At 71.8% G+C, this 19,109-nt stretch carries 19 protein-coding genes; 7 read left to right on the top strand and 12 right to left on the bottom strand.

What is annotated here, in order from left to right; translation table 11 throughout:
- Genes ACQP60_RS09020 through ACQP60_RS09035 form a run of 4 tightly spaced genes read right to left on the bottom strand, consistent with a single transcriptional unit; the run spans nucleotide 1 to nucleotide 2,893 of the window.
- Nucleotides 1–747: a sulfite exporter TauE/SafE family protein gene (locus ACQP60_RS09020; protein ID WP_429730984.1), complete on the bottom strand. Its 747-nt coding sequence runs from the start codon at nucleotides 745–747 to the stop codon at nucleotides 1–3.
- Between the two features lie 50 nt (nucleotides 748–797).
- A complete protein-coding gene (locus tag ACQP60_RS09025) occupies nucleotides 798–1,130 on the bottom strand; it encodes a hypothetical protein (protein ID WP_429730987.1) in 333 nt (110 codons plus the stop codon).
- A gap of 51 nt (nucleotides 1,131–1,181) precedes the next feature.
- Nucleotides 1,182–1,781, bottom strand: a complete 600-nt coding sequence (locus tag ACQP60_RS09030; protein WP_429730989.1) for a dihydrofolate reductase family protein — start codon at nucleotides 1,779–1,781, stop codon at nucleotides 1,182–1,184.
- 38 nt (nucleotides 1,782–1,819) lie between these two features.
- Nucleotides 1,820–2,893, bottom strand: a complete 1,074-nt coding sequence (locus tag ACQP60_RS09035) for a LacI family DNA-binding transcriptional regulator (protein ID WP_429730992.1) — start codon at nucleotides 2,891–2,893, stop codon at nucleotides 1,820–1,822.
- Nucleotides 2,894–3,043: 150 nt separating this feature from the next.
- Between ACQP60_RS09035 and ACQP60_RS09040 the strand changes: the two genes are divergently transcribed.
- Nucleotides 3,044–3,751 (top strand): ThuA domain-containing protein, encoded by a 708-nt coding sequence (locus ACQP60_RS09040; RefSeq protein WP_429730995.1) that lies wholly within the window; start codon nucleotides 3,044–3,046, stop codon nucleotides 3,749–3,751.
- Entirely contained in the window at nucleotides 3,736–4,839 is a 1,104-nt protein-coding gene (locus ACQP60_RS09045; protein WP_429730998.1) for a Gfo/Idh/MocA family protein, read from the top strand. Before ACQP60_RS09040 ends, ACQP60_RS09045 begins: the two co-directional genes overlap by 16 nt.
- A 7-nt stretch (nucleotides 4,840–4,846) precedes the next feature.
- Here ACQP60_RS09045 and ACQP60_RS09050 read toward each other — a convergent pair whose 3' ends face one another.
- A complete protein-coding gene (locus tag ACQP60_RS09050) occupies nucleotides 4,847–5,605 on the bottom strand; it encodes an SDR family NAD(P)-dependent oxidoreductase (protein ID WP_429731001.1) in 759 nt (252 codons plus the stop codon).
- 162 nt (nucleotides 5,606–5,767) lie between these two features.
- Here ACQP60_RS09050 and ACQP60_RS09055 point away from each other — a divergent pair, with 162 nt between their 5' ends.
- On the top strand, nucleotides 5,768–6,265 hold the full coding sequence (locus tag ACQP60_RS09055) for a MarR family winged helix-turn-helix transcriptional regulator (RefSeq protein ID WP_429731004.1): 498 nt from the start codon (nucleotides 5,768–5,770) through the stop codon (nucleotides 6,263–6,265).
- Between the two features lie 37 nt (nucleotides 6,266–6,302).
- Here the strand turns inward: ACQP60_RS09055 and ACQP60_RS09060 are convergent, their stop codons facing one another.
- Both ACQP60_RS09060 and dnaB read right to left on the bottom strand, forming a co-directional pair.
- The gene (locus tag ACQP60_RS09060; RefSeq protein ID WP_429731007.1) at nucleotides 6,303–7,025 is read right to left on the bottom strand and encodes an AAA family ATPase; all 723 of its coding nucleotides are present in this window, start codon (nucleotides 7,023–7,025) and stop codon (nucleotides 6,303–6,305) included.
- Between the two features lie 430 nt (nucleotides 7,026–7,455).
- Nucleotides 7,456–8,823 carry a replicative DNA helicase gene (gene dnaB, locus ACQP60_RS09065; RefSeq protein WP_429731010.1) on the bottom strand — a complete coding sequence of 456 codons (1,368 nt, stop codon included), beginning with the start codon at nucleotides 8,821–8,823 and terminating at the stop codon, nucleotides 7,456–7,458.
- 456 nt (nucleotides 8,824–9,279) lie between these two features.
- Between dnaB and ACQP60_RS09070 the strand changes: the two genes are divergently transcribed.
- Complete coding sequence (locus ACQP60_RS09070) at nucleotides 9,280–10,584, top strand: MATE family efflux transporter (RefSeq protein WP_429731410.1); 1,305 nt, start codon at nucleotides 9,280–9,282, stop codon at nucleotides 10,582–10,584.
- 66 nt (nucleotides 10,585–10,650) lie between these two features.
- Here the strand turns inward: ACQP60_RS09070 and rplI are convergent, their stop codons facing one another.
- The 5 genes from rplI to ACQP60_RS09095 form a co-directional block, all read right to left on the bottom strand.
- Nucleotides 10,651–11,100, bottom strand: a complete 450-nt coding sequence (gene rplI, locus ACQP60_RS09075; RefSeq protein ID WP_429731013.1) for a 50S ribosomal protein L9 — start codon at nucleotides 11,098–11,100, stop codon at nucleotides 10,651–10,653.
- 19 nt (nucleotides 11,101–11,119) lie between these two features.
- Nucleotides 11,120–11,356, bottom strand: a complete 237-nt coding sequence (rpsR, locus tag ACQP60_RS09080) for a 30S ribosomal protein S18 (protein ID WP_100422261.1) — start codon at nucleotides 11,354–11,356, stop codon at nucleotides 11,120–11,122.
- Between the two features lie 89 nt (nucleotides 11,357–11,445).
- Nucleotides 11,446–11,994, bottom strand: coding sequence for a single-stranded DNA-binding protein (locus ACQP60_RS09085; RefSeq protein ID WP_429731016.1), 549 nt, complete (start codon nucleotides 11,992–11,994; stop codon nucleotides 11,446–11,448).
- 126 nt (nucleotides 11,995–12,120) lie between these two features.
- Complete coding sequence (gene rpsF, locus ACQP60_RS09090; protein ID WP_429731019.1) at nucleotides 12,121–12,411, bottom strand: 30S ribosomal protein S6; 291 nt, start codon at nucleotides 12,409–12,411, stop codon at nucleotides 12,121–12,123.
- A gap of 156 nt (nucleotides 12,412–12,567) precedes the next feature.
- A complete protein-coding gene (locus tag ACQP60_RS09095) occupies nucleotides 12,568–15,111 on the bottom strand; it encodes a transglycosylase domain-containing protein (RefSeq protein WP_429731022.1) in 2,544 nt (847 codons plus the stop codon).
- A 310-nt stretch (nucleotides 15,112–15,421) separates the two neighbouring features.
- Here ACQP60_RS09095 and ACQP60_RS09100 point away from each other — a divergent pair, with 310 nt between their 5' ends.
- The 3 genes from ACQP60_RS09100 to ACQP60_RS09110 all read left to right on the top strand — a co-directional run bounded on the left by ACQP60_RS09100 (nucleotide 15,422) and on the right by ACQP60_RS09110 (nucleotide 18,706).
- The gene (locus ACQP60_RS09100) at nucleotides 15,422–16,096 is read left to right on the top strand and encodes a PadR family transcriptional regulator (RefSeq protein WP_429731025.1); all 675 of its coding nucleotides are present in this window, start codon (nucleotides 15,422–15,424) and stop codon (nucleotides 16,094–16,096) included.
- Complete coding sequence (locus ACQP60_RS09105; RefSeq protein ID WP_429731028.1) at nucleotides 16,093–17,184, top strand: inositol-3-phosphate synthase; 1,092 nt, start codon at nucleotides 16,093–16,095, stop codon at nucleotides 17,182–17,184. The genes ACQP60_RS09100 and ACQP60_RS09105 overlap by 4 nt, the downstream gene beginning before the upstream one ends.
- A 178-nt stretch (nucleotides 17,185–17,362) precedes the next feature.
- Nucleotides 17,363–18,706 (top strand): MFS transporter, encoded by a 1,344-nt coding sequence (locus tag ACQP60_RS09110; RefSeq protein ID WP_429731031.1) that lies wholly within the window; start codon nucleotides 17,363–17,365, stop codon nucleotides 18,704–18,706.
- Nucleotides 18,707–19,109: the final 403 nt, after the last annotated feature.

Below are 19,109 nucleotides of genomic sequence, written 5' to 3' on the forward strand. Positions count from 1 at the left end.
TCAGAGCAGCAGCAGGTTGAGGGCCGCGACCGCCACCAGCACGGTGACGAGGCGCTCGAAGAGCTGCTGGTCCACGTGCCCGATGACGCGCCGGCCGATCCAGGTGCCGACCAGCACGACCGGCGCCAGCACGGCCCACAGCCCCACCGTGTCCGCGCCGACGATCCCGACGCCGACGGCGACCGGCAGCTTGATGACGTTCACCGTGAAGAAGAACCACGCCGTCGTGCCGAGGAACCGCCACTTCTCGTAGCGCGCGGCCAGCAGGTAGAGGCTCATCGGCGGGCCGCCGGCGTTCGCGACCATCGTCGTGAAGCCCGCCAGGCCGCCGTACCCGAGCGTCGCGGCGCGCGTGTCGACCCGCAGCCGGTCGCGCCAGAGGTTGAGGACCAGCAGGGCCAGCAGGATGCCGCCGATCGTGCGGCGCATGACGTCGTCGCTGACCCACGTGAGGAACGCCGCGCCGAGCGCCACGCCGGCCAGCACCGGCGCGAGCAGCCGCCCGATCACCCGGAAGTCCGCGTGCTTGCGGTAGGCCCAGATCGCGACCAGGTCGCCCGTGACGAGGAGCAGCAGCACCGCGCCGGTGGACTCCTTCGCCGGGACGACGAGCGCCATGAGCGCCGCCGCGATCATGCCCAGCCCACCCAGCGCCGTCTTCGAGAAGCCGACGAGCAGCGCGACGAGGACGACGACGGCCCACCCGGTCCACGGCAGTCCGGTGATCAGGGGGGCGGGTTCGAGCACCGGGGCAGCGTAGTCGCGGGCGGGCCGTCGGCGGGCGCGGGGTCCGCGCGTCAGCTCGAGGCGCGGAAGCTCAGGCCGTCGAAACCGCCGAAGCTGTGGATGTCCGTCGTCGGGAAGTGCAGCGCGGGGCCGCTGCAGTCGGGCGTCGCGTAGACGTCGATGCCGGTGGAGCTCGCGTTGTACTCGGCGTGGGCGACGAACGGGAGGCTGGTGCAGCCGTCCGTGACCGGGAGGGTGACCGACTGCCCGGTGAACGACGTCGTCGCCCAGAACGTCACGTCGCCGTACGACTCCGCGGCCGAGGCCGACGCCGCCGTCGCCACGAGGCCCGCGGCGAGACCGAGACCGGCGGCGGCGGTGAGGATCTTCCTGGTGGTGGGCATGGGATGCTCTCCTTCGAGTCGGGACGGCGCACCACGGCGCCGGTCGTGCCGTCACCGTACCCGGTCGTAGACCGCGGCAACCTCCCCCTGCGCACCCACGACCTGCGAGGACACCGTCCAGGTGGTGCCCGGCAGGCCGTCGTCGAACAGGCGCTCGCCACCACCGACGATCGCCGGGACGACCAGGAGGTACAGCCGGTCGACCAGGTCCGCGGCGAGCAGCGGCTTGATCACGCTCGGGCTGCTGTTCACGAGGATCTCGCCGGCGCCCGCGCCCCGGAGCTCCCGCACGACGTCGGGTGCGGGCGCGTCCACGACCCGGGCCCGTGGCCACGGCGACGTCGCGAGGGTGCGCGAGAGCACGACCTTCTCCGTGTCGACCAGCCAGCGCGCGTACGCCCGGTCGCGCGGGTCGGCGTCCGCGTCGTCCGCGACGGACGGCCAGTAGCCCAGGAAGCCCTCCGCGTTGACGCGCCCCAGCACCGCCGTCGTCGCGGCTGCGCACATCCGGGTCATCTGGTCCCGCGCGGTGTCCGTGGCGACGTACGGCAGGAACGCCCCGAAGTCAGCCGGCCCGCCGGGGCCGTGGTACCGGCCGTCGAGGCTGAGGCTGAGGTTGGCGGCCACCGTGCGGCCGGTGGGGTGCGACATGGTCGGCTCCTTCGGTCCGGGCGCCCCGGACGGGCACCTCACCCCGGGGACGGAGCCGCGCGACGGTTCTCGACATCCGCGCCCGCCGCCGGCGGCGGCGCCGTCGAGCCGCGGACCACGAGGGTGGTGGCGAGCTCCTCGCGCGGTGCGTCCACGGGTGGCTGCGCGGGCGGCTCGTCGCCGAGGCGCAGGAGCATCCGCAGCGCCGCGGCGCCCATCTCCGCGATCGGCTGGTGCACGGTCGTGAGCCCGGGGCGGACCCACTCCCCCTCGGGCAGGTCGTCGAAGCCGACGACGGCGAGGTTGTCCGGCACGCGCAGCCCGGCGGCGGCCACGGCGTCGTACACCCCGAGGGCCATCGTGTCCGAGCAGGCGAAGACGGCGGTCGGGCGGTCCGGGCCGGCGAGCAGGCCGGCCGCGAGCGCGGCGGCGCCGGCGCGCGTCCAGTCGCCGTGCACGACGCGGTCGTCGGGCAGGTCGGCGCCCGCCTCCGCGGCCGCGGAGCGGAAGCCGTCCACGCGGGCCTGGCTGTACAGGTGCCGGCGCCGCCCCCCGAGGACGGCGAGCCGCCGGTGCCCCAGGCCCAGCAGGTGCTCGGCGGCCGCCCGCCCTCCGGCCCAGTTGGTGGCGCCGACGCTCGCGACGGTCCGCGGCGGCTGGGTCACCGGGTCGAGCAGGACGACGGGGACGCGCGCCGCGGTGAGGGTGGCCAGCTGCTCGCGGGTCGTGTCGACGAGCGCGACGACGGCCCCGCGCGAGTGGCGCGCGAGCAGGCGCGTGAGCCACGCGTCGTCGGGCTGCCGCGCCACGGAGACGACGATGTCGAGGCCGGCCGCGGTGGCCGCCTGCTCGACGCCGCTGAGCGCGCGGTTGGCCCAGGTGCCGTCCACGCCGCTGAGCACGAGGTCCACCAGCGGCGGCCGGTCGCCCCGCGGGGCCAGGCCCCGGCCCGCCCGGCCGCGGTAACCGAGGTCGTCGACGGCGGCCATCACGCGGGCGCGGGTCGCGGCGGAGACGTCGGAGCGGCCGCGCAGCACCTTGGAGACGGTCGGGACGGTGGTCCCGGCGGCGGCGGCGACGTCGGCGAGCGTGGTGGGACGGTCGGCGGGCACACAGGGACCCTAGCGGCGGCGTCAGAAGTTGCGCAACTAACTCGACAGCGCCTCCTCGAGACAGCTCTTGATGGCCGGCGTTGCTCCGTGGAAGACTCGTCGGGCACATCCGAGAGACACCATGAAGTTGCGCAACAATGGGAGTTGCAGATGGCAGACCGCAGACAGCGACGGGCGCTGGTCGTGAGGGGCGGGTGGGACGGGCACCAGCCCGTGGAGACCACCGACTCGTTCGTCCCGTTCCTCACCGAGCACGGCTACGAGGTGCACGTCGAGGACGAGACCACCGTGTACGCCGACGCCGACTACATGGCCGGCGTGGACGTCGTCGTGCAGACCGTCACGATGAGCACCATCGCCGACGACGAGCTGCGCGGCCTGACCGCCGCCGTCCGGGCGGGCACCGGCCTCGCGGGCTGGCACGGCGGCATCGCCGACGCGTACCGCAGCAGCGCCGACTACCTGCACCTCATCGGTGGGCAGTTCGCCACGCACCCGGCCAAGGCGCCGCGCGAGGAGCTCCCCGGCGACGGCACGGACTGCTTCGTGCGGTACACGGTGGACATCGTTCCGGAGCAGGCCGACCACCCGATCGTCGCGGGGATCTCCGACTTCGAGCTCACCACCGAGCAGTACTGGGTGCTCACCGACGAGTACAACGACGTGCTGGCGACCACCACGATCGCCGCGCCGGACTACCAGCCGTGGCACCGGCCCGTGACCTGCCCGGCGGTGTGGACGCGCCAGTGGGGCGACGGCCGCGTCTTCGTGTCCACGCCGGGGCACAGCCTCGACGTCGTGAACGACCCGAACGTCCGCACCATCATCGAGAGGGGCATCCTGTGGGCCAGCCGCTGAGGATCGGCATCGTGGGCGTCGGGGCGATCTCCGGCGCGTACCTGAGCACGTTCGAGCGGCTCGCGGCAGCGGAGGACCCGGCCGTGCGGCTCGTCGCCGTCGCGGACCTCGACGCCGCGCGGGCGGCCGCCGTCGCCGCCGAGCAGGGCGTGCGTGCCCTCACCGTCGACGAGCTCGTCGCTGACCCCGAGGTCGACGTCGTGCTCAACCTGACGATCCCCGCCGCGCACGCCGAGATCGCCCTGAAGACGATCGCGGCGGGCAAGGACGTGTACGGCGAGAAGCCGCTCGCCGCGACCACCGACGAGGCCCGCGCGATCGTCGAGGCCGGCCGCGCCGCGGGTGTGCGGGTGGGCTGCGCCCCGGACACCGTGCTGGGCACCGGCGTCCAGACGGCGCGCAAGGCGGTGGACGACGGCCTGGTCGGCACGCCCGTCGCGGCGACCGCGACGATGGTGACGCCCGGGCACGAGCGCTGGCACCCGAACCCGGACTTCTACTACCAGCCCGGCGGCGGCCCGCTGCTGGACATGGGCCCCTACTACGTGACGGCGCTGGTCACGCTGCTGGGACCCGTCGAGTCCGTGGTCGGCAGCGCCAGCCGGGCGCGGACGACCCGCACCATCGGGTCCGGCCCGCGCGAGGGCGAGCAGGTGCCGGTCGACGTCGACACCCACGTCTCGGGCGTGCTGCGGCACGAGTCCGGCGCCCTGTCGACGCTCGTCATGAGCTTCGACGCCGTCGCGACCCACGCGTCGCGCATCGAGGTCCACGGGGACCAGGGGTCGCTCGTCGTGCCGGACCCCAACAACTTCGACGGCACCGTCGAGCTGCACCGGCTCGGCGGCGAGTGGGAGGACCTCCCCGTGAGCGCCGGCTACCGCGACGCCGCCCGGGGCTACGGCCTCGCCGACCTGGCCGCCACCCCGCCCGGCGAGACCGCCCGGGCGAACGGCGACCTGGCGTACCACGTGCTCGACGTCATGACGTCGCTGCTCACCGCCGCCGAGAAGGGGACGCCCGTCTCCGTCGCCAGCACCTGCGAACGGCCCGCGGCCGTGCCGCTCTCGGACGCGCCGCGCGTCTGACGGGCTGTCAGAGCGTCGTCGTCAGCACGCCACCGTCGGCGCGCAGGGCCGCGCCGTTGGTGGCCGAGGAGACGGTGCCCGCCAGGTAGGCGACGAGGTGCGCGATCTCGGCCGGCTCGATGAACCGCTGCAGGAGCGACGTCCGGTTCGCCGCCTCGATCGCGCTCCGCACCTGGTCCGCGGGGACGCCCTGGGCCCGAGAGAGCTCCTCGACGGCCCGGGCGACGCCGTCGGAGTACGTCGGACCGCCGAGGACCGTGTTGACCGTGACGCCCGTCCCTCGGGTGAGCTTGGCCAGGCCGTTGGCCAGGGCCAGCGCTCCGGCCTTCGTCGTCCCGTAGTGGATCATGTCGGCGGGGACGTTCACGCCGGACTCGCTGCTCACGAACACGACACGGCCCCATCCCCGGTCCAGCATGCCGGGCAGCGTGTGCCGGGACAGGCGCACACCGCTCATGACGTTGATGTCGAAGTACCGCTGCCACACGTCGTCGGGCACGTCCTCGAACGCCTGGACGTCGAAGACGCCCACGTTGTTCACCAGGACGTCCACCTCACCCAGAGTGTCGATCAGCCGCCGGACCTGGTCGGGCTCCGCGAAGTCCGCCGCGATCCCGGACACCGCGGCGCCGGGCACCGCCGCCTCCAGCCGTCGCACCGCCGCCGCGACGCCGCCCTCGGTCCGCCCGTTGACGACCACCGACGCCCCTTCGGCGAGCAGCGTCGCGGCCACGGCGAAGCCGATGCCCTGCGTCGACCCGCTCACGAACGCCCTCTTGCCTGCCAGCCCCAGGTCCACCTGCTGCCCTCCCGTCGTCGTCGTCCGCCTGCTTCACTTGCCCAGGCAAGCGCAGACTAGGCAGGATTGACTTTCCTGAGCAAGTCACTTCGGCTACTGGTCGGGCTGAGAACCCGTACGCTGACGGTCATGCAGGACCCTGAGACGCGCGCCGTCGCACCCGAGGAGCTCACGGGCGAGGAGCTCGAGACCTGGGCCGCCCTGGCGACCGTGCTGGAGTGGTTGCCGCCCGCGCTGGACGCCCAGCTCCAGCGCGACTCGCAGCTGTCCCACTTCGAGTACGGCGTGCTGTATGCGCTGGCCCAGGCGCCCGACGGCAGCCTCCGGATGAGCGTCCTGGCCGGCTATGCGAACAGCACGCTCTCCCGCCTCTCGCGGGCGGCCGTGCGTCTGGAAAGGCAGGGGTGGATGCGGCGCACCCCCGACCCCTCGGACGGGCGTTACACCCTGGCCGTCCTCACCGAGCCCGGCCGGGCGAAGGTCCGGGACGCGACCCCCGGCCACGTCCGCCTCGTCCACCAGCTGGTGCTGGACCGGCTGACGGCGCCGCAGACCCGTCAGCTGCGGGAGATCAGCCGGCGGATCGGGCGCGCCGTGCGGGAGGACGGCGGCTGGCAGCCACGCTGACGCACCCCCGCTCCGGGTCGGCGCGCCGGCGACACGCTCACCCGAGCAGGTGACGCAGGTAGCGGCCGGGCGCGTCGAGGAAGGCGCGCCAGTGCTGCACCAGCTCGAGGTCGTCCCACGTCGTCGGCCGCAGGCCCCACGGCCCGACCTCCAGGATCGTCGCGCCGGGCAGTGCCGCCAGCACGGGCGAGTGCGTGGCGCAGAGGATCTGGCCGCCGTGCCCGGCGAGGTCCTCGAGCACGCTCATGAGGCTGAGCGTGGAGGAGAAGCTGAGCGCCGCCTCCGGCTCGTCGAGGCAGTACAGGCCCGGCCCGTCGAAGCGGGACTCGAGGACCGCGAGGAACGACTCGCCGTGGCTCATCTCGTGGAACACCGGGTCCCTCGGCCCCGGGTGCTCCTCGAGGAACGTGTACCAGCCGTGCATCGTCTCCGCGCGCAGGAAGAAGCCCCACCGCCCCGACCCGACGCCCCGCTGCAGCCGGACGGCACGGTGCAGCGGCGACTCGGTCTCGCGGGTCGAGTGCCGGCCGTGCGCCGTCCCCCCTTCGGGAGACAGCCCGTAGGCGACCGCCACCGCCTCCACGAGCGTCGACTTGCCGCTGCCGTTCTCCCCCACCAGGAACGTCACGCCCGGCGCGAGCTCCAGCCCGTCACGCAGCACCTGCTCGACGGCGGGGACGGTGCGCGGCCACACGCCCGCCGGCAGCGGGTGCTCGGCGTCCGGCGCGACCCGGACCACCGGCGGCTGCGAGAAGTCCACGAGGGCATCATGCCCCGCAGCACGGACCGCGACTTCACCACCTCGTGCGACCACGGCTCCCCCGCGCGACGATCAGGTGGAGTGCGCAGCTCGCCGTCCACCACCGAAGGAGACACCGTGAGCGGCTCAGAGAACTCCGACCAGCGTCCGCCGACGAGTCCCGGCAAGCCCACCGACCCGGCCAGGCGTCGCGCCGACGATCCCCTGGACGAGCCGAAGAGCCCCGGCCCACCGGCCCGTCCAGGGACGCCGAACTCCACGACCGATCCCCTCGACGAGCCGAAGAGCCCCGGCCCGCCGCCCGGCTCGGTCCCCGGAGAGTCGGACTAGACGAACCGCGCCGCGACGCTGTCCTGATCGGGGCCTGGAACTCGACGTGTCCACCGGGGAGGGTTCGTGCAGCGGCGTGGCGTCTTTCACTACTCCGGGATCAGGACTGCATGTCGACGAACCTCGAGTAGTGCCCCTGGAACGCCACGGTGATGGTGTCGGTGGGGCCGTTACGGTGCTTGGCGACGATCAGGTCGGCCTCGCCCGCACGGGGTGATTCCTTCTCGTACGCGTCCTCGCGGTGCAGCAGGATCACCATGTCGGCGTCCTGCTCGATAGAGCCCGACTCGCGCAAATCGGACATCGCAGGCTTCTTGTCCTGTCGCTGCTCAGGACCACGGTTCAGCTGCGACAGCGCGATGACCGGGACGCCGATCTCCTTCGCGAGGAGCTTGAGCGCACGGGAGAACTCGGAGACCTCCTGCTGTCGCGACTCGACCTTCTTGCCGGAGGTCATGAGCTGCAGGTAGTCGATGACGACGAGCTTGAGGTCGTGCTTCTGCTTGAGCCGTCGGCACTTGGCGCGGATCTCGGTGAGCGACATGTTCGGCGAGTCGTCGATGAACATCGGTGCCTCGGAGACCCGGCCCATCACCTTGGCGACCTTCTGCCAGTCATCCTCGCCCATGGAGCCGTTCCGCAGCTTCTGCAGGTGGACCCGCGCCTCCGCGGACAGCAGACGCATCGTGATCTCGTTGCGGCTCATCTCCAGCGAGAAGACGACGGACGACTGTTGGTGTTTAATTGACGCTGCCCTGGCAATATCGATTGCCAGCGTTGACTTGCCCATGGCAGGCCGGGCGGCGATAACGATCATCTGGCCGGGGTGGAGGCCGTTGGTCAGCCGGTCGAGGTCGGCGAAGCCGGTGGGGACGCCGACCATCCCCTCGCCACGGTTCCCGGCGGCCTCGATCTCGTCCATGGTGCCGCCGATGATCTCGGCGAGCGGCAGGTAGTCCTCGGAGGTCTTGCGCTCGGTGACGGCGTAGATCTCGGCCTGCGCGGTGTTGACGATGCCCTCGACGTCGCCGCCGTCGGTGGCGTAGCCGAGCTGCACGATCTTGGTGCCGGCCTCGACGAGGCGACGCAGGACGGCGCGCTCCTGGACGATGCGCGCGTAGTAGCCGGCGTTGGCGGCGGTGGGGACGCCGGCCATGAGGTCGTGGATGTACGGGGCGCCGCCGACGCGGGCGAGCTCGCCGCGCTTGGTGAGCTCGGCGACGACGGTGATGGCGTCGGCCGGCTCGCCGCGGCCGTACAGGTCGATGATGGCGTCGTAGATCGCCTCGTGGGCGGGGCGGTAGAAGTCGTTGCCGCGGATCTGCTCGACGACGTCGGCGATGGCGTCCTTGGAGAGCAGCATGCCGCCGAGCACGCTCATCTCGGCGGCGACGTCCTGAGGAGGTGTGCGGTCGAAGGTGGCGCCGGGCGCCCCCTGATATCCCGCCTCGAGCTCCTCGATCGACATGCTCACCCCGCTCCCCCGCCGTCGCCGGCGTCCGGTCCGTCACCGGACATCGACTCCCGCTGTCAGGTCCACGTTCTACCGTGGCCCTCTGACACCGCGGACGACGCTAGGCGCGCCCGCGACCGTGCGCAATCGACGGTGTGGACACAGGTGTGGACGGGCCTGTGGATATGCGCCTGAGCCTGTGCACGGGCAGTGGACAGGCATGTGCACAACTGGGGATATCGGCTGTGTACAACTTTTCGCAAGGCTCTGACCTGCGACGACGTTACCCTCAGGCTGTGGAGGAGAAGAAAGTTGGGTGAGGTGCACCGCACCCCGGATCCAGACGGCGGACACCCCGGCGCCACCCCTCCTTCACCGACGCCGCCGGAGGGTCACCCGCCCGCCGAGGCCGCCCACAAGGTTGTCCACAGGGGCGAGAACCGGGGCGACCACAAGGACGACCGCCGCCGCATCGACCGCGACATCCTCGCCCTGGCGCTGCCCGCGCTGGGCGCCCTCGTCGCCGAGCCGCTGTTCGTGCTCGTCGACAGCGCCGTCGTCGGCCATCTCGGCACGGCGCAGCTCGCCGGCCTGTCCGTCGCGTCCACGCTGCTCGTCACGCTCGTCGGGCTGTGCGTGTTCCTCGCCTACGCCACCACGGCCGCCGTCGCCCGCCTGGTCGGCGCGGGACGCACCCGCGACGCCCTGCAGTCCGGCATCGACGGGATGTGGCTCGCCCTCGGCCTGGGCGTCGTGCTGGCCGCCGTCCTCGCCGTCGGGGCCCACTGGGCCGTCGGGGCGATGGGCGCCGGCGCGGACGTCGCGGGCTACGCCGCCATCTACCTGCGCTGGTCGGTGATCGGGCTGCCCGGGATGCTCGTCGTCCTGGCGTCCACGGGCGTGCTGCGCGGCCTGCAGGACACGCGCACGCCCCTGTGGGTGGCGTCCACGGGCGCCGTCGTCAACGCGATCCTGTCCGTCGTCCTCGTGTACGGCGCGGGCCTGGGCATCGCCGGCTCCGCCATCGGCACCGCCGCGACCCAGCTCGGCATGGGCGCGGTCCTCACGGTCGTCGTGGTGCGCGGCGCCCGCCGCCACCACGCGTCGCTGCGGCCGCACCACGCGGGCATCTGGGCCAACGCCCGGGCGGGGGCGCCGCTGTTCGTCCGGACGGCGTCGCTGCGCCTCGCCATCCTGCTCACCGTCGCGGTCGCGACCAGCCTCGGCGCGACGGCGCTGGCCGGGTACCAGGTCGTCAACAGCCTGTGGGGGCTCGCCGCGTTCGCCCTCGACGCGCTCGCCATCGCGGGCCAGGCGCTCGTGGGCCACGGCCTCGGGGCCGGCGACGTCGGGCGCGTGCGCGCCGTCCTGCGCCGCTCGCTCCAGTGGGGGGTCGGCGCCGGCGTCGTCATCGGCGTCGTGTTCGCCGTCTCGGGCTGGTGGCTCGCGCCGCTGTTCACGTCCGACCACGACGTGCGCGTCGCGATCACTGCGGGCCTCGTCGTCACGGGCGTGCTCATGCCGATGGCGGGCTGGGTCTTCGTGCTCGACGGCGTCCTCATCGGCGCCGGCGACGGCCGGTTCCTCGCCTGGGCGGGGCTGCTCACCCTGGTGGTCTACGTGCCGTTCGCCCTCGCGGTCCGCGCCTGGGCGCCCGACGGCGCGATCGGGCTGGCGTGGCTGTGGGGCGCGTTCGCCGGCGTGTTCATGCTCGCCCGCGCCCTCACGACCGGCCTGCGCGCCCGGGGCGACCGGTGGATGGTGACGGGCGCGTGACTCGGACGACGAAGGTCCCGGTCCCCTCGCGGGGGCCGGGACCTTCGGCTGTCAGGTGTCAGGCGTTCAGCCGGCGACGACCTTGACGGCGATCTTCGCGGAGACCTCGGGGTGCAGGCGCACCGACACGGTGTACTCACCGGTCGTCTTGATCGGCTGGCCGATCTCGATCTTGCGCTTGTCGACCTGCGGGCCCTCGGCGGCCACGACCGCGTCGGCGATGTCACCGGTGGTGACCGCACCGAACAGACGGCCGGACTCGCCGGCGTGCGCCGTGACGACGACCGTCTTGGCGGCGAGCGAGTCGGCCACCGCCTTGGCCTCGTCCAGCGTGGCGATCTCGCGGGCCTTGCGGGCCTTGCGGATCGCGGAGACCTGGGACTCGGCGCCCTTGGTCCAGGGGGTGGCCAGACGGCGCGGGATGAGGAAGTTCCGGGCGTACCCGTCCTTCACCTCGACGACGTCGCCAGGCTCACCGAGACCGGTGACCTCGTGGGTCAGGATCAGCTTCGACATGATTCAGTGATCCTTCCGGTCAGCGGGCCGAGGACGAGTACGGCAGCAGCGCCATCTCACGGGCGTTCTTCACCGCACGGGCGATCTGGCGCTGCTCCTGGACGGAGACGCCGGTCACGCGACGCGCGCGGATCTTGCCGCGGTCGGAGATGAACTTGCGCAGCAGCGCGGTGTCCTTGTAGTCGACGGACTCGATCTTGGCCGTCTTGAGCGGGTTGGCCTTCTTCTTGGGCTTGCGCACCACAGGCTTCGCCATGGTGTTGCTCCTTCACAGGTGCTGTCCTCACGAGGCGACGGCCGCGAGGGCCGACGTCGGGGGACGGGTGATCTGGGGACTGGCGCCGATCAGAACGGGGGCTCGTCCGAGAACCCGCCACCGGAGGAGGCGGGACCGGCCGTGGCCCACGGGTCGTTGCTCTGACCGCCGCCGGAAGAACCGAAGCCTCCGCCGGGCTGGCCGCCACCCTGGGGGCCGCCGTAGCCGCCCCCCTGGTTGCCGCCGCCACCGCCGAAGCCGCCGCCACCCGAGCGCTGGGCGCGGGTGACCTTCGCCGAGGCGTACCTCAGCGACGGGCCGACCTCGTCGACCTGCAGCTCCATGACGGTGCGCTTCTCCCCCTCGCGGGTCTCGTACGAGCGCTGCGTCAGACGGCCCTGCACGATGACGCGCATGCCCTTCGTCAGCGACTCGGCGACGTTCTCCGCGGCCTCGCGCCAGACCGAGCAGGACAGGAACAGCGCTTCGCCGTCCTTCCACTCGTTGGTCTGGCGGTCGAACGTGCGCGGCGTGGACGCGATGCGGAAGTTGGCGACGGCAGCCCCTGAGGGGGTGAAGCGCAGCTCCGGGTCCGCGACCAGGTTTCCGACGACCGTGATGACGGTCTCACCAGCCATGCCATGCTCCTTCGTTCGTCCGAGAGTCGTGAGGGGATCCCATCACGGGGCTGTGACATCCGCGCCGTGGATATCCACAGCGGCCAGGACGCCGCCCGCGACGGGGGCAGAGATTCGGTTCAGGTCTCAGCGGGCGTCGGTGCGCAGGATCTTGGTGCGCAGCACGGCCTCGTTCAGGCCGAGCTGGCGGTCCAGCTCCTTCGCGGTGGCCGGCGTCGAGGTGAAGTCGACGACGGCGTAGATGCCCTCGGAACGCTTGTTGATGTCGTACGCCATGCGGCGACGACCCCAGATGTCGACCTTGTCGACGGAACCACCCTCGGTCGAGATGACCGACAGGTACTTGTCCAGCGACGGGGCCACGGTGCGCTCCTCGACCTCCGGGTCCAGGATCACCATCAGCTCGTACTGACGCATGTGTTCAACCCACCTCCTCTGGTCTCAGCGGTCACGGTCGTTCCGTGACAGGAGGGTTCTTGCGTGCGTCGGCCGCGCACCACCCCGGAACGGTCCGGGGTGGTGGGCACAGCCAGTCGACCAGGATACCCGCCGGTGCGGGCGTCCCGGAAATCGTCATTCCTCGGCGCCGTCCAGCGGCCAGTCGATGCCCGGACTCTCGCTCTCGTCCGGGTCGGGCGACGGCGAGTTGCCGTTCCCGTTGCCGTTGCCGTTGTCGCCGTTGCCGGGCTCGGGGCCCTTCGAGACGATCAGCGTCACGGTGGAGCCCTGGTCGACGCTGGTGCCCTGACCGGGGTCGGTGTCGATGACGGTGCCGACGGGCTGGTCGCTGAACTCCTCGCGCACCGCAGGCTGGAGCGCGTCGCCGTAGATCATCTGCTCGGCGGTCGTCCGGGGCTGCCCGACGACGTTCGGCACCACGACCTGTTCCGGCTGGTCCGGCTGGCCGGTGGAGACGACGAGAGTGACCGTCGTGCCGACCGGCACCTCGGTGTTCGCGCCCGACATCTCCAGCACGGTCCCCTTGGGCTGGTCGCTGTTCTGCGCCCTCGTGCTCACCTTGAGCTGCAGCTTCTCCAGCTCGCGGGTGGCCTTGGCGATGTCCCAGCCGGTGACGTCCGGGACGGTGACCGTCTCCTCCTCCGTCTCGGACGGCGTCGGCGACGGGGTGAACGTCGGCTGCGCCGGCACGTACTCCGGGAAGTCCTCGGACTCCATGCCCTCGGTCGCGACCTGCATGAAGTCGGTCCAGGCGCGGACGGGCCAGCTGCCGCCCGTGATCTCCTGCCACTCGCCGAAGCCGTCGATCTCGTCCTGGCCGGCGATCTTGCCCGCCTCGAGGTCGAGCGTCGTGTACTGCCGCAGGCCGACGACGGTCGTGAGCTGCGGCACGAAGCCCGCGAACCACGCCGACTTGTTGTCGTTCGACGTACCGGTCTTGCCGGCCACGGGGCGGCCCAGCTCCTGCGCGACCCGGCCCGAGCCGGTCGGGTCCTCGACGACCTTGGTCATCGCGTAGGTGGCCGCCGTGGTGACGTCCGCGTCGAACTCCTTCTCCTGCTCCTGCGGCCCCTCGTAGAGCACGGTGCCGTCGAGCGTCTCGACCTTCGCCACGATGTGCGGGGTCGTGCGGTAGCCGCCCGCCGCGATGGTCGAGTAGGCCCGGGCGAGGTCGATCGGCCGCACGGAGTCGACGCCGAGGACGTTCGACAGCCCTGCCGTCAGCGGGTAGTTCTCGTCCTTGCGGATCCCCGCACGCTCGGCGACCTCGCGGGTCTTCTCGGGGCCGACCTCGTCGTTGAGCTGCACGTACGCGGTGTTCACCGAGTGCGCGGTCGCCGTGGTGAGGTCGATGCTGCCGCCGTAGTTGGCTCCGCCGAAGTTGGGGACCTTCCAGTCCTCGCCGTTGTTCGCGGCGGGGAAGACCTTGCCGGAGTTCCCGTCGAACCTGTCCTCGAGCGTGACGCCGTTCTCGAGGCCCGCCATGAGCGCGAACGGCTTGAACGTCGAGCCGGCCTGGACGACGTCCTGCGTCGCCGTGTTCAGCGACTGCTTCACGTAGTCCGGCCCACCGTAGAGCGCCTTGACGGCACCGGTCTGCGGGTCCATCGACACGAGCGACATGCGGACGTTCTTGTTCGCCTTGCCGTACGTGCCGTCCTCGTGCAGCGTCTTCTCCACCTCGACGGCCGTCTTCTGCAGCTTCTGGTCGATCGTGGTGGTGATCTTGAGCCCTCGGGTCGCGAGCTCGTCCTCGGACTCGAGGGGCGCGTCGGGGTTGCTCTTCGACTTCACGAGCTCCTTGCGCACCTGGTCCATGAGGTAGCCCTTCTGACCGCCCCAGGTGTTGGTCGCTTCCTTCCGCTCCTTGAACTTCGGGAACTCGGCCTTGTCGTGCTCGTCCTTGGTGATGTACCCCTGCTGGTACATCCGGTTGATGCTGCGCTCCCAGCGCTCCTTGGCCCGGTCCGGGTTGATCGACGGGTCCCAGTTGTTCGGCGACGGGATGATGCCCGAGAGCAGCGCGGCCTCGGACGGCGTGAGGTCCTTGGCGTCCTTGCCGAAGAACTCCTGCGACGCGGCCTGGATGCCGTACGTGTTGCGGCCCCAGTAGATGGTGTTGAGGTAGCTCTCCAGCACCTGCTCCTTGGGCTGGGTCTGCGCCACCTTGAGCGCGATGATCGCCTCGCGCGCCTTGCCGGCGTACGAGTCCTCGGTGTTGAGGTAGTACCGCTCGACGTACTGCTGCGTCAGCGTGGACGCGCCCTGCCGGCCGCCGCCCTTGAGGTTGTTGACCGCCGCGCGCGCGATGCCCTTGAGGTCGATGCCGTTGTTGGTCCAGAACGTGTCGTCCTCGGACGCGACGACGGCGTTGCCCACGTAGGGCGGCAGGTCCTCGAGCTGGACGAGCTCGCGCTTCTGCTCGGCGAACTGGCCGATCTGCTTGCCGTTCGACCAGTAGACGGTCGTGGCCTGGTTGTTCACCTCGTCGAGGTTCTTCGGGATCGTCGTCGTGCTCCACGCGGCGACGAACAGACCCGCGCCCAGCGCCGTCCCCGTGAGCAGGGTGCCGACGACGATGCGCCAGGACGGCAGCCAGCGCTGCACCGGGCCCTTGCGCGGGCGCGGGTAGTTCCAGAAGCGACGTCTCCTCGCCACGTCAAGCCTTTCGTCGTGCGGGACCGGCGGGCTGCTCGTAGAGTGCGCCGGCCTGCGGACCACAGGGAACACTAGGCGATGCCATGGGGCCAGAGGGAGCCTCGCGCGCCCGGGGCGACGGTTCGTCCCCAGGCGTCCGCAGCCCTCTGGCCTGCGCTCCGCGGAACCTTCACAACTGCGCGGACCTGACGCGCGGTCGCCTCCCGTTGCACGACCATGTCGGCGAGTCCTATTCTCGCGATGTATCGACTCGATACGTCGTGACGACGGGTCGGCAGCAACGGGACGACAGGGCGGAAGGGGGACCCTCGTGCGCAGCAGGTCTGTGGTGCTCGAGACGGCCATCCTCGGCCTGCTCAACTCCGCCCCGCTGCACGGGTACGAGCTGCGCAAGCGGCTCAACCTGCTGCTCGGCTCGTTCCGCGCGTTCTCCTACGGCACGCTCTACCCGGCGCTCAAGTCCCTCGTCGCCCGCGGTCTCATCGAGACCACGGAGCGCGAGGCTTCGGCCCCCACGGGCCGGGCGTCGGGTTCCCGGCAGTCGGGGGCCAAGGCCAACGGCAAGGCACCCCTGTCGGGCCGCCGCGGGCGGATCGTGTACCGGCTCACCGCGGACGGCAAGGAGCACCTCCAGACCGTCCTCGCGTCGTCCGGGCCGGCCGCCTGGGAGGACGAGAACTTCGACGTCCGCTTCGCGTTCTTCGCGCAGACGGACGCCGAGACCCGCATCCGTATCCTCGAGGGCCGGCGCACCCGGCTCACCGAGCGGCTGGAGGCGGTCCGAGAGTCTGCCGCACGCACCCGCGAGCGGCTCGACGAGTACACCCTCGAGCTGCAGCGTCACGGGCTCGAACAGGTCGAGCGCGAGGTGCGTTGGCTCGACGGACTCATCACCACGGAACGCGACCGTGCTCTCGGCCGCGCCCGCGACCACAACGCCGGGGCGTCCGACGCGCCGGCCCAGAGAAACAAGGAGCGAGGATGACCTCCGTCCGCGTTGCCATCGTCGGTGTCGGAAACTGTGCATCGTCCCTGATCCAGGGCGTGCACTTCTACCGCGACGCCGCCCCGACCGACACCGTCCCCGGCCTCATGCACGTGCAGCTCGGCGACTACCACGTGCGTGACCTGGAGTTCGTCGCGGCGTTCGACGTCGACGCGAAGAAGGTCGGCTTCGACCTCGCCGAGGCGATCCACGCCTCCGAGAACAACACCATCAAGTTCGCGGACGTGCCGCCCACCGGCGTCACCGTCCAGCGCGGCCACACCCTCGACGGTCTCGGCGACTACTACTCCGCGACGATCGACGAGTCGGACGCCGAGCCGGTCGACGTCGTGCAGGCGCTGAAGGACGCGAAGGTCGACGTCCTCGTCTCCTACCTGCCCGTCGGCTCCGAGGAGGCGGACAAGTTCTACGCGCAGTGCGCCATCGACGCGAAGGTCGCCTTCGTCAACGCGCTGCCCGTCTTCATCGCCTCCGACCCCGAGTGGGCCAAGAAGTTCGAGGACGCCGGCGTGCCGATCGTCGGCGACGACATCAAGTCGCAGGTCGGTGCCACGATCACGCACCGCGTGCTCGCCAAGCTGTTCGAGGACCGCGGCGTCGTGCTCGACCGCACCTACCAGCTCAACGTCGGCGGCAACATGGACTTCAAGAACATGCTGCAGCGCGACCGCCTCGAGTCGAAGAAGGTCTCCAAGACGCAGGCGGTGACCTCGAACCTCGAGGGCCCGCTCGGCGGCAAGAAGGAGGACCGCAACGTCCACATCGGCCCGTCGGACTACGTCGCGTGGCTCGACGACCGCAAGTGGGCGTACGTCCGCCTCGAGGGCCGCGCGTTCGGCGAGGTGCCCCTGAACCTGGAGTACAAGCTCGAGGTGTGGGACTCCCCCAACTCGGCCGGCATCATCATCGACGCCGTCCGCGCCGCCAAGATCGCGCTGGACCGCGGCATCGGCGGCCCGATCCTCTCGGCGTCGACGTACTTCATGAAGTCCCCGCCCGTGCAGATGGAGGACACCGCGGGCCGCGCCCAGCTCGAGGCGTTCATCCGCGGCGACGTCGAGCGCTGACCTGGAGCGCTGCGAAGGGTGAGGGCCGAGGAACGAGGCACTCGCCCGGAGCGGAGCGCAAGGGCGGCGCGAACATCGGGATCGAGCGCTGACGACGCCGGTCCGGAGAGGCCTCCCCCCGCCCGCGCGGGGGAAGGCCTCTCTGTCTGGTCGGGGACGGGCGTGGGAGGGTAAGGACGTGGGAGCGATCGGCGAGACCTGGTACGAGCTGCGCGCGCTGCTGCGGCTGGAGGGCTTCCGCAAGCTCTTCACCGTCCGGCTCGTCTCCCAGGCCGGCGACGGCATGTTCCAGGTGGGCCTGGCCTCCCTGCTGTTCTTCTCCCCCGAGTCGCAGGGCACGGCGGCGGCCATCGCCGGAGCGTTCGCCGTCATGCTGGCTCCGTTCACGATCGTCGGGCCCTTCGCGGGCGTCCTGCTCGACCGGTGGCAGCGCCGCCAGGTGCTGGTGTGGGGCAACGCGGTGCGCGTGGTGCTCACGCTCGCGATGGCGAGCGTGATGCTGGCGGGCGGCGTCGGCTGGGCCATCTACGCGATCGGCCTCGCGGCCCTGTCCGTCAACCGCTTCCTCCTCGCCGGCCTGTCCGCCGGCCTGCCGCGCGTCGTCGACGGGCCCCTGCTGCTCACCGCCAACTCGCTGTCCCCCACGCTCGGCGCGGGCGCCGCGTTCGTGGGCGGCGGCATCGGCTTCGTCCTCGGCCTGATGTTCGAGCCCGGCCGGGTCAAGGACTCCTCCGCGCTCGTGTGCGCGGCCCTCGTCTTCGGCGTCGCGTCCCTGCTCGCCACGCGCCTGCGGCGCACCCAGCTCGGCCCCGAGCAGCCGGCCGAGGCCGACCTGCGGGGCGAGATCGCCAAGGTCGCCCGCGGGCTCGCCAACGGCGCCCGCTACCTCGTCGCCCGCCGCACCCCCGGCCAGGCGCTCCTCGCGATGGCCGTGCACCGCTTCCTCTACGGCGTCGTGTTCATCGCGTCGATCCTCATCTCGCGCAACCTGCTCGACCCCGGCAGCCAGAGCGCCGGCATGGCGACCTTCGCCGTCGTCATCGGGCTCACCGGCGCCGGCGGCGCCCTCGCGATGGTGCTGACGCCCACCCTCTCGCGCCGCACCGGCCCCCAGGGCTGGATCGCCGTCATGCTGCTCCTCGCCGCCGCGAGCCAGCTGCTCCTCGTCACGACGCCGGAGCGCGTCGTCGTCTACACGGGCGCCGCGCTCCTCGGGCTCGCCGCGCAGGGCACCAAGATCGCCGTCGACACGATCGTGCAGCGCGACGCCGAGGACGAGTTCCGCGGCCGCGCCTTCGCCTTCTACGACGTGCTCTACAACGCCGCGTTCGTCGGCGCCGCCGCCCTCGCCGCCTTCACCCTGCCGGACACGGGCTGGTCCCGCGGCGTCTTCGTCGGCCTCGCCGTCGCCTACGTGCTCGCCGCGCTGCTCATGGCGACGCGCGGTGCCCGCACCCCCGTCGAGGTGCCCGCTCGCGTCCGCCGCTCCGGGGGCGCCGAGGACGCCGCCGCGCGCGCCTGACTCCCTCCCGGTCGTGAACCCACGGTTCACGACCGTTCTCGGACCGGCCGTTGTTCCCGGCCCGCTCCAGGCCGCAGGCTGAGGTTCCGCGGTCCCCCGACGCTCTCCCGACTCCGCGCGCCGTCGACCGACGAGTTCCGACCGAAAATCAGGTCGTCACGGCAAGCGGGAATATCGCAGGATGGTTCGTGGTCGTACACAGTACGGTCTCGCCCGTCCGGCGACCGTACGACGTTCGCACCGAGGGTGACCGCCCCCGCGACCACGACCGACCACGACGACGTGCCGCGCCCACCCGGCGTCGGCCCTCCCCTGCCCTCCGCCGGGCTCACCCGGCACGACGCGAGCGGAGCACAGCGTGCCAGCCCCCCGACAGACCGACACCACCGTCACCCCCGACGCG

This window comes from Isoptericola variabilis, assembly GCF_050311655.1.
Taxonomy (GTDB): Bacteria; Actinomycetota; Actinomycetes; order Actinomycetales; family Cellulomonadaceae; genus Isoptericola; species Isoptericola variabilis.

Excerpts from the sequence above, each read along its gene's own strand:
- ACQP60_RS09025 (WP_429730987.1), bottom strand. The coding sequence starts at position 1,130 with ATGCCCACCACCAGGAAGATCCTCACCGCCGCCGCCGGTCTCGGTCTC.
- ACQP60_RS09030 (WP_429730989.1), bottom strand. The coding sequence starts at position 1,781 with ATGTCGCACCCCACCGGCCGCACGGTGGCCGCCAACCTCAGCCTCAGC.
- ACQP60_RS09040 (WP_429730995.1), top strand. The coding sequence starts at position 3,044 with ATGGCAGACCGCAGACAGCGACGGGCGCTGGTCGTGAGGGGCGGGTGG.
- ACQP60_RS09055 (WP_429731004.1), top strand. The coding sequence starts at position 5,768 with ATGCAGGACCCTGAGACGCGCGCCGTCGCACCCGAGGAGCTCACGGGC.
- dnaB (WP_429731010.1), bottom strand. The coding sequence starts at position 8,823 with ATGTCGATCGAGGAGCTCGAGGCGGGATATCAGGGGGCGCCCGGCGCC.
- rplI (WP_429731013.1), bottom strand. The coding sequence starts at position 11,100 with ATGTCGAAGCTGATCCTGACCCACGAGGTCACCGGTCTCGGTGAGCCT.
- rpsR (WP_100422261.1), bottom strand. The coding sequence starts at position 11,356 with ATGGCGAAGCCTGTGGTGCGCAAGCCCAAGAAGAAGGCCAACCCGCTC.
- ACQP60_RS09085 (WP_429731016.1), bottom strand. The coding sequence starts at position 11,994 with ATGGCTGGTGAGACCGTCATCACGGTCGTCGGAAACCTGGTCGCGGAC.
- rpsF (WP_429731019.1), bottom strand. The coding sequence starts at position 12,411 with ATGCGTCAGTACGAGCTGATGGTGATCCTGGACCCGGAGGTCGAGGAG.
- ACQP60_RS09105 (WP_429731028.1), top strand. The coding sequence starts at position 16,093 with ATGACCTCCGTCCGCGTTGCCATCGTCGGTGTCGGAAACTGTGCATCG.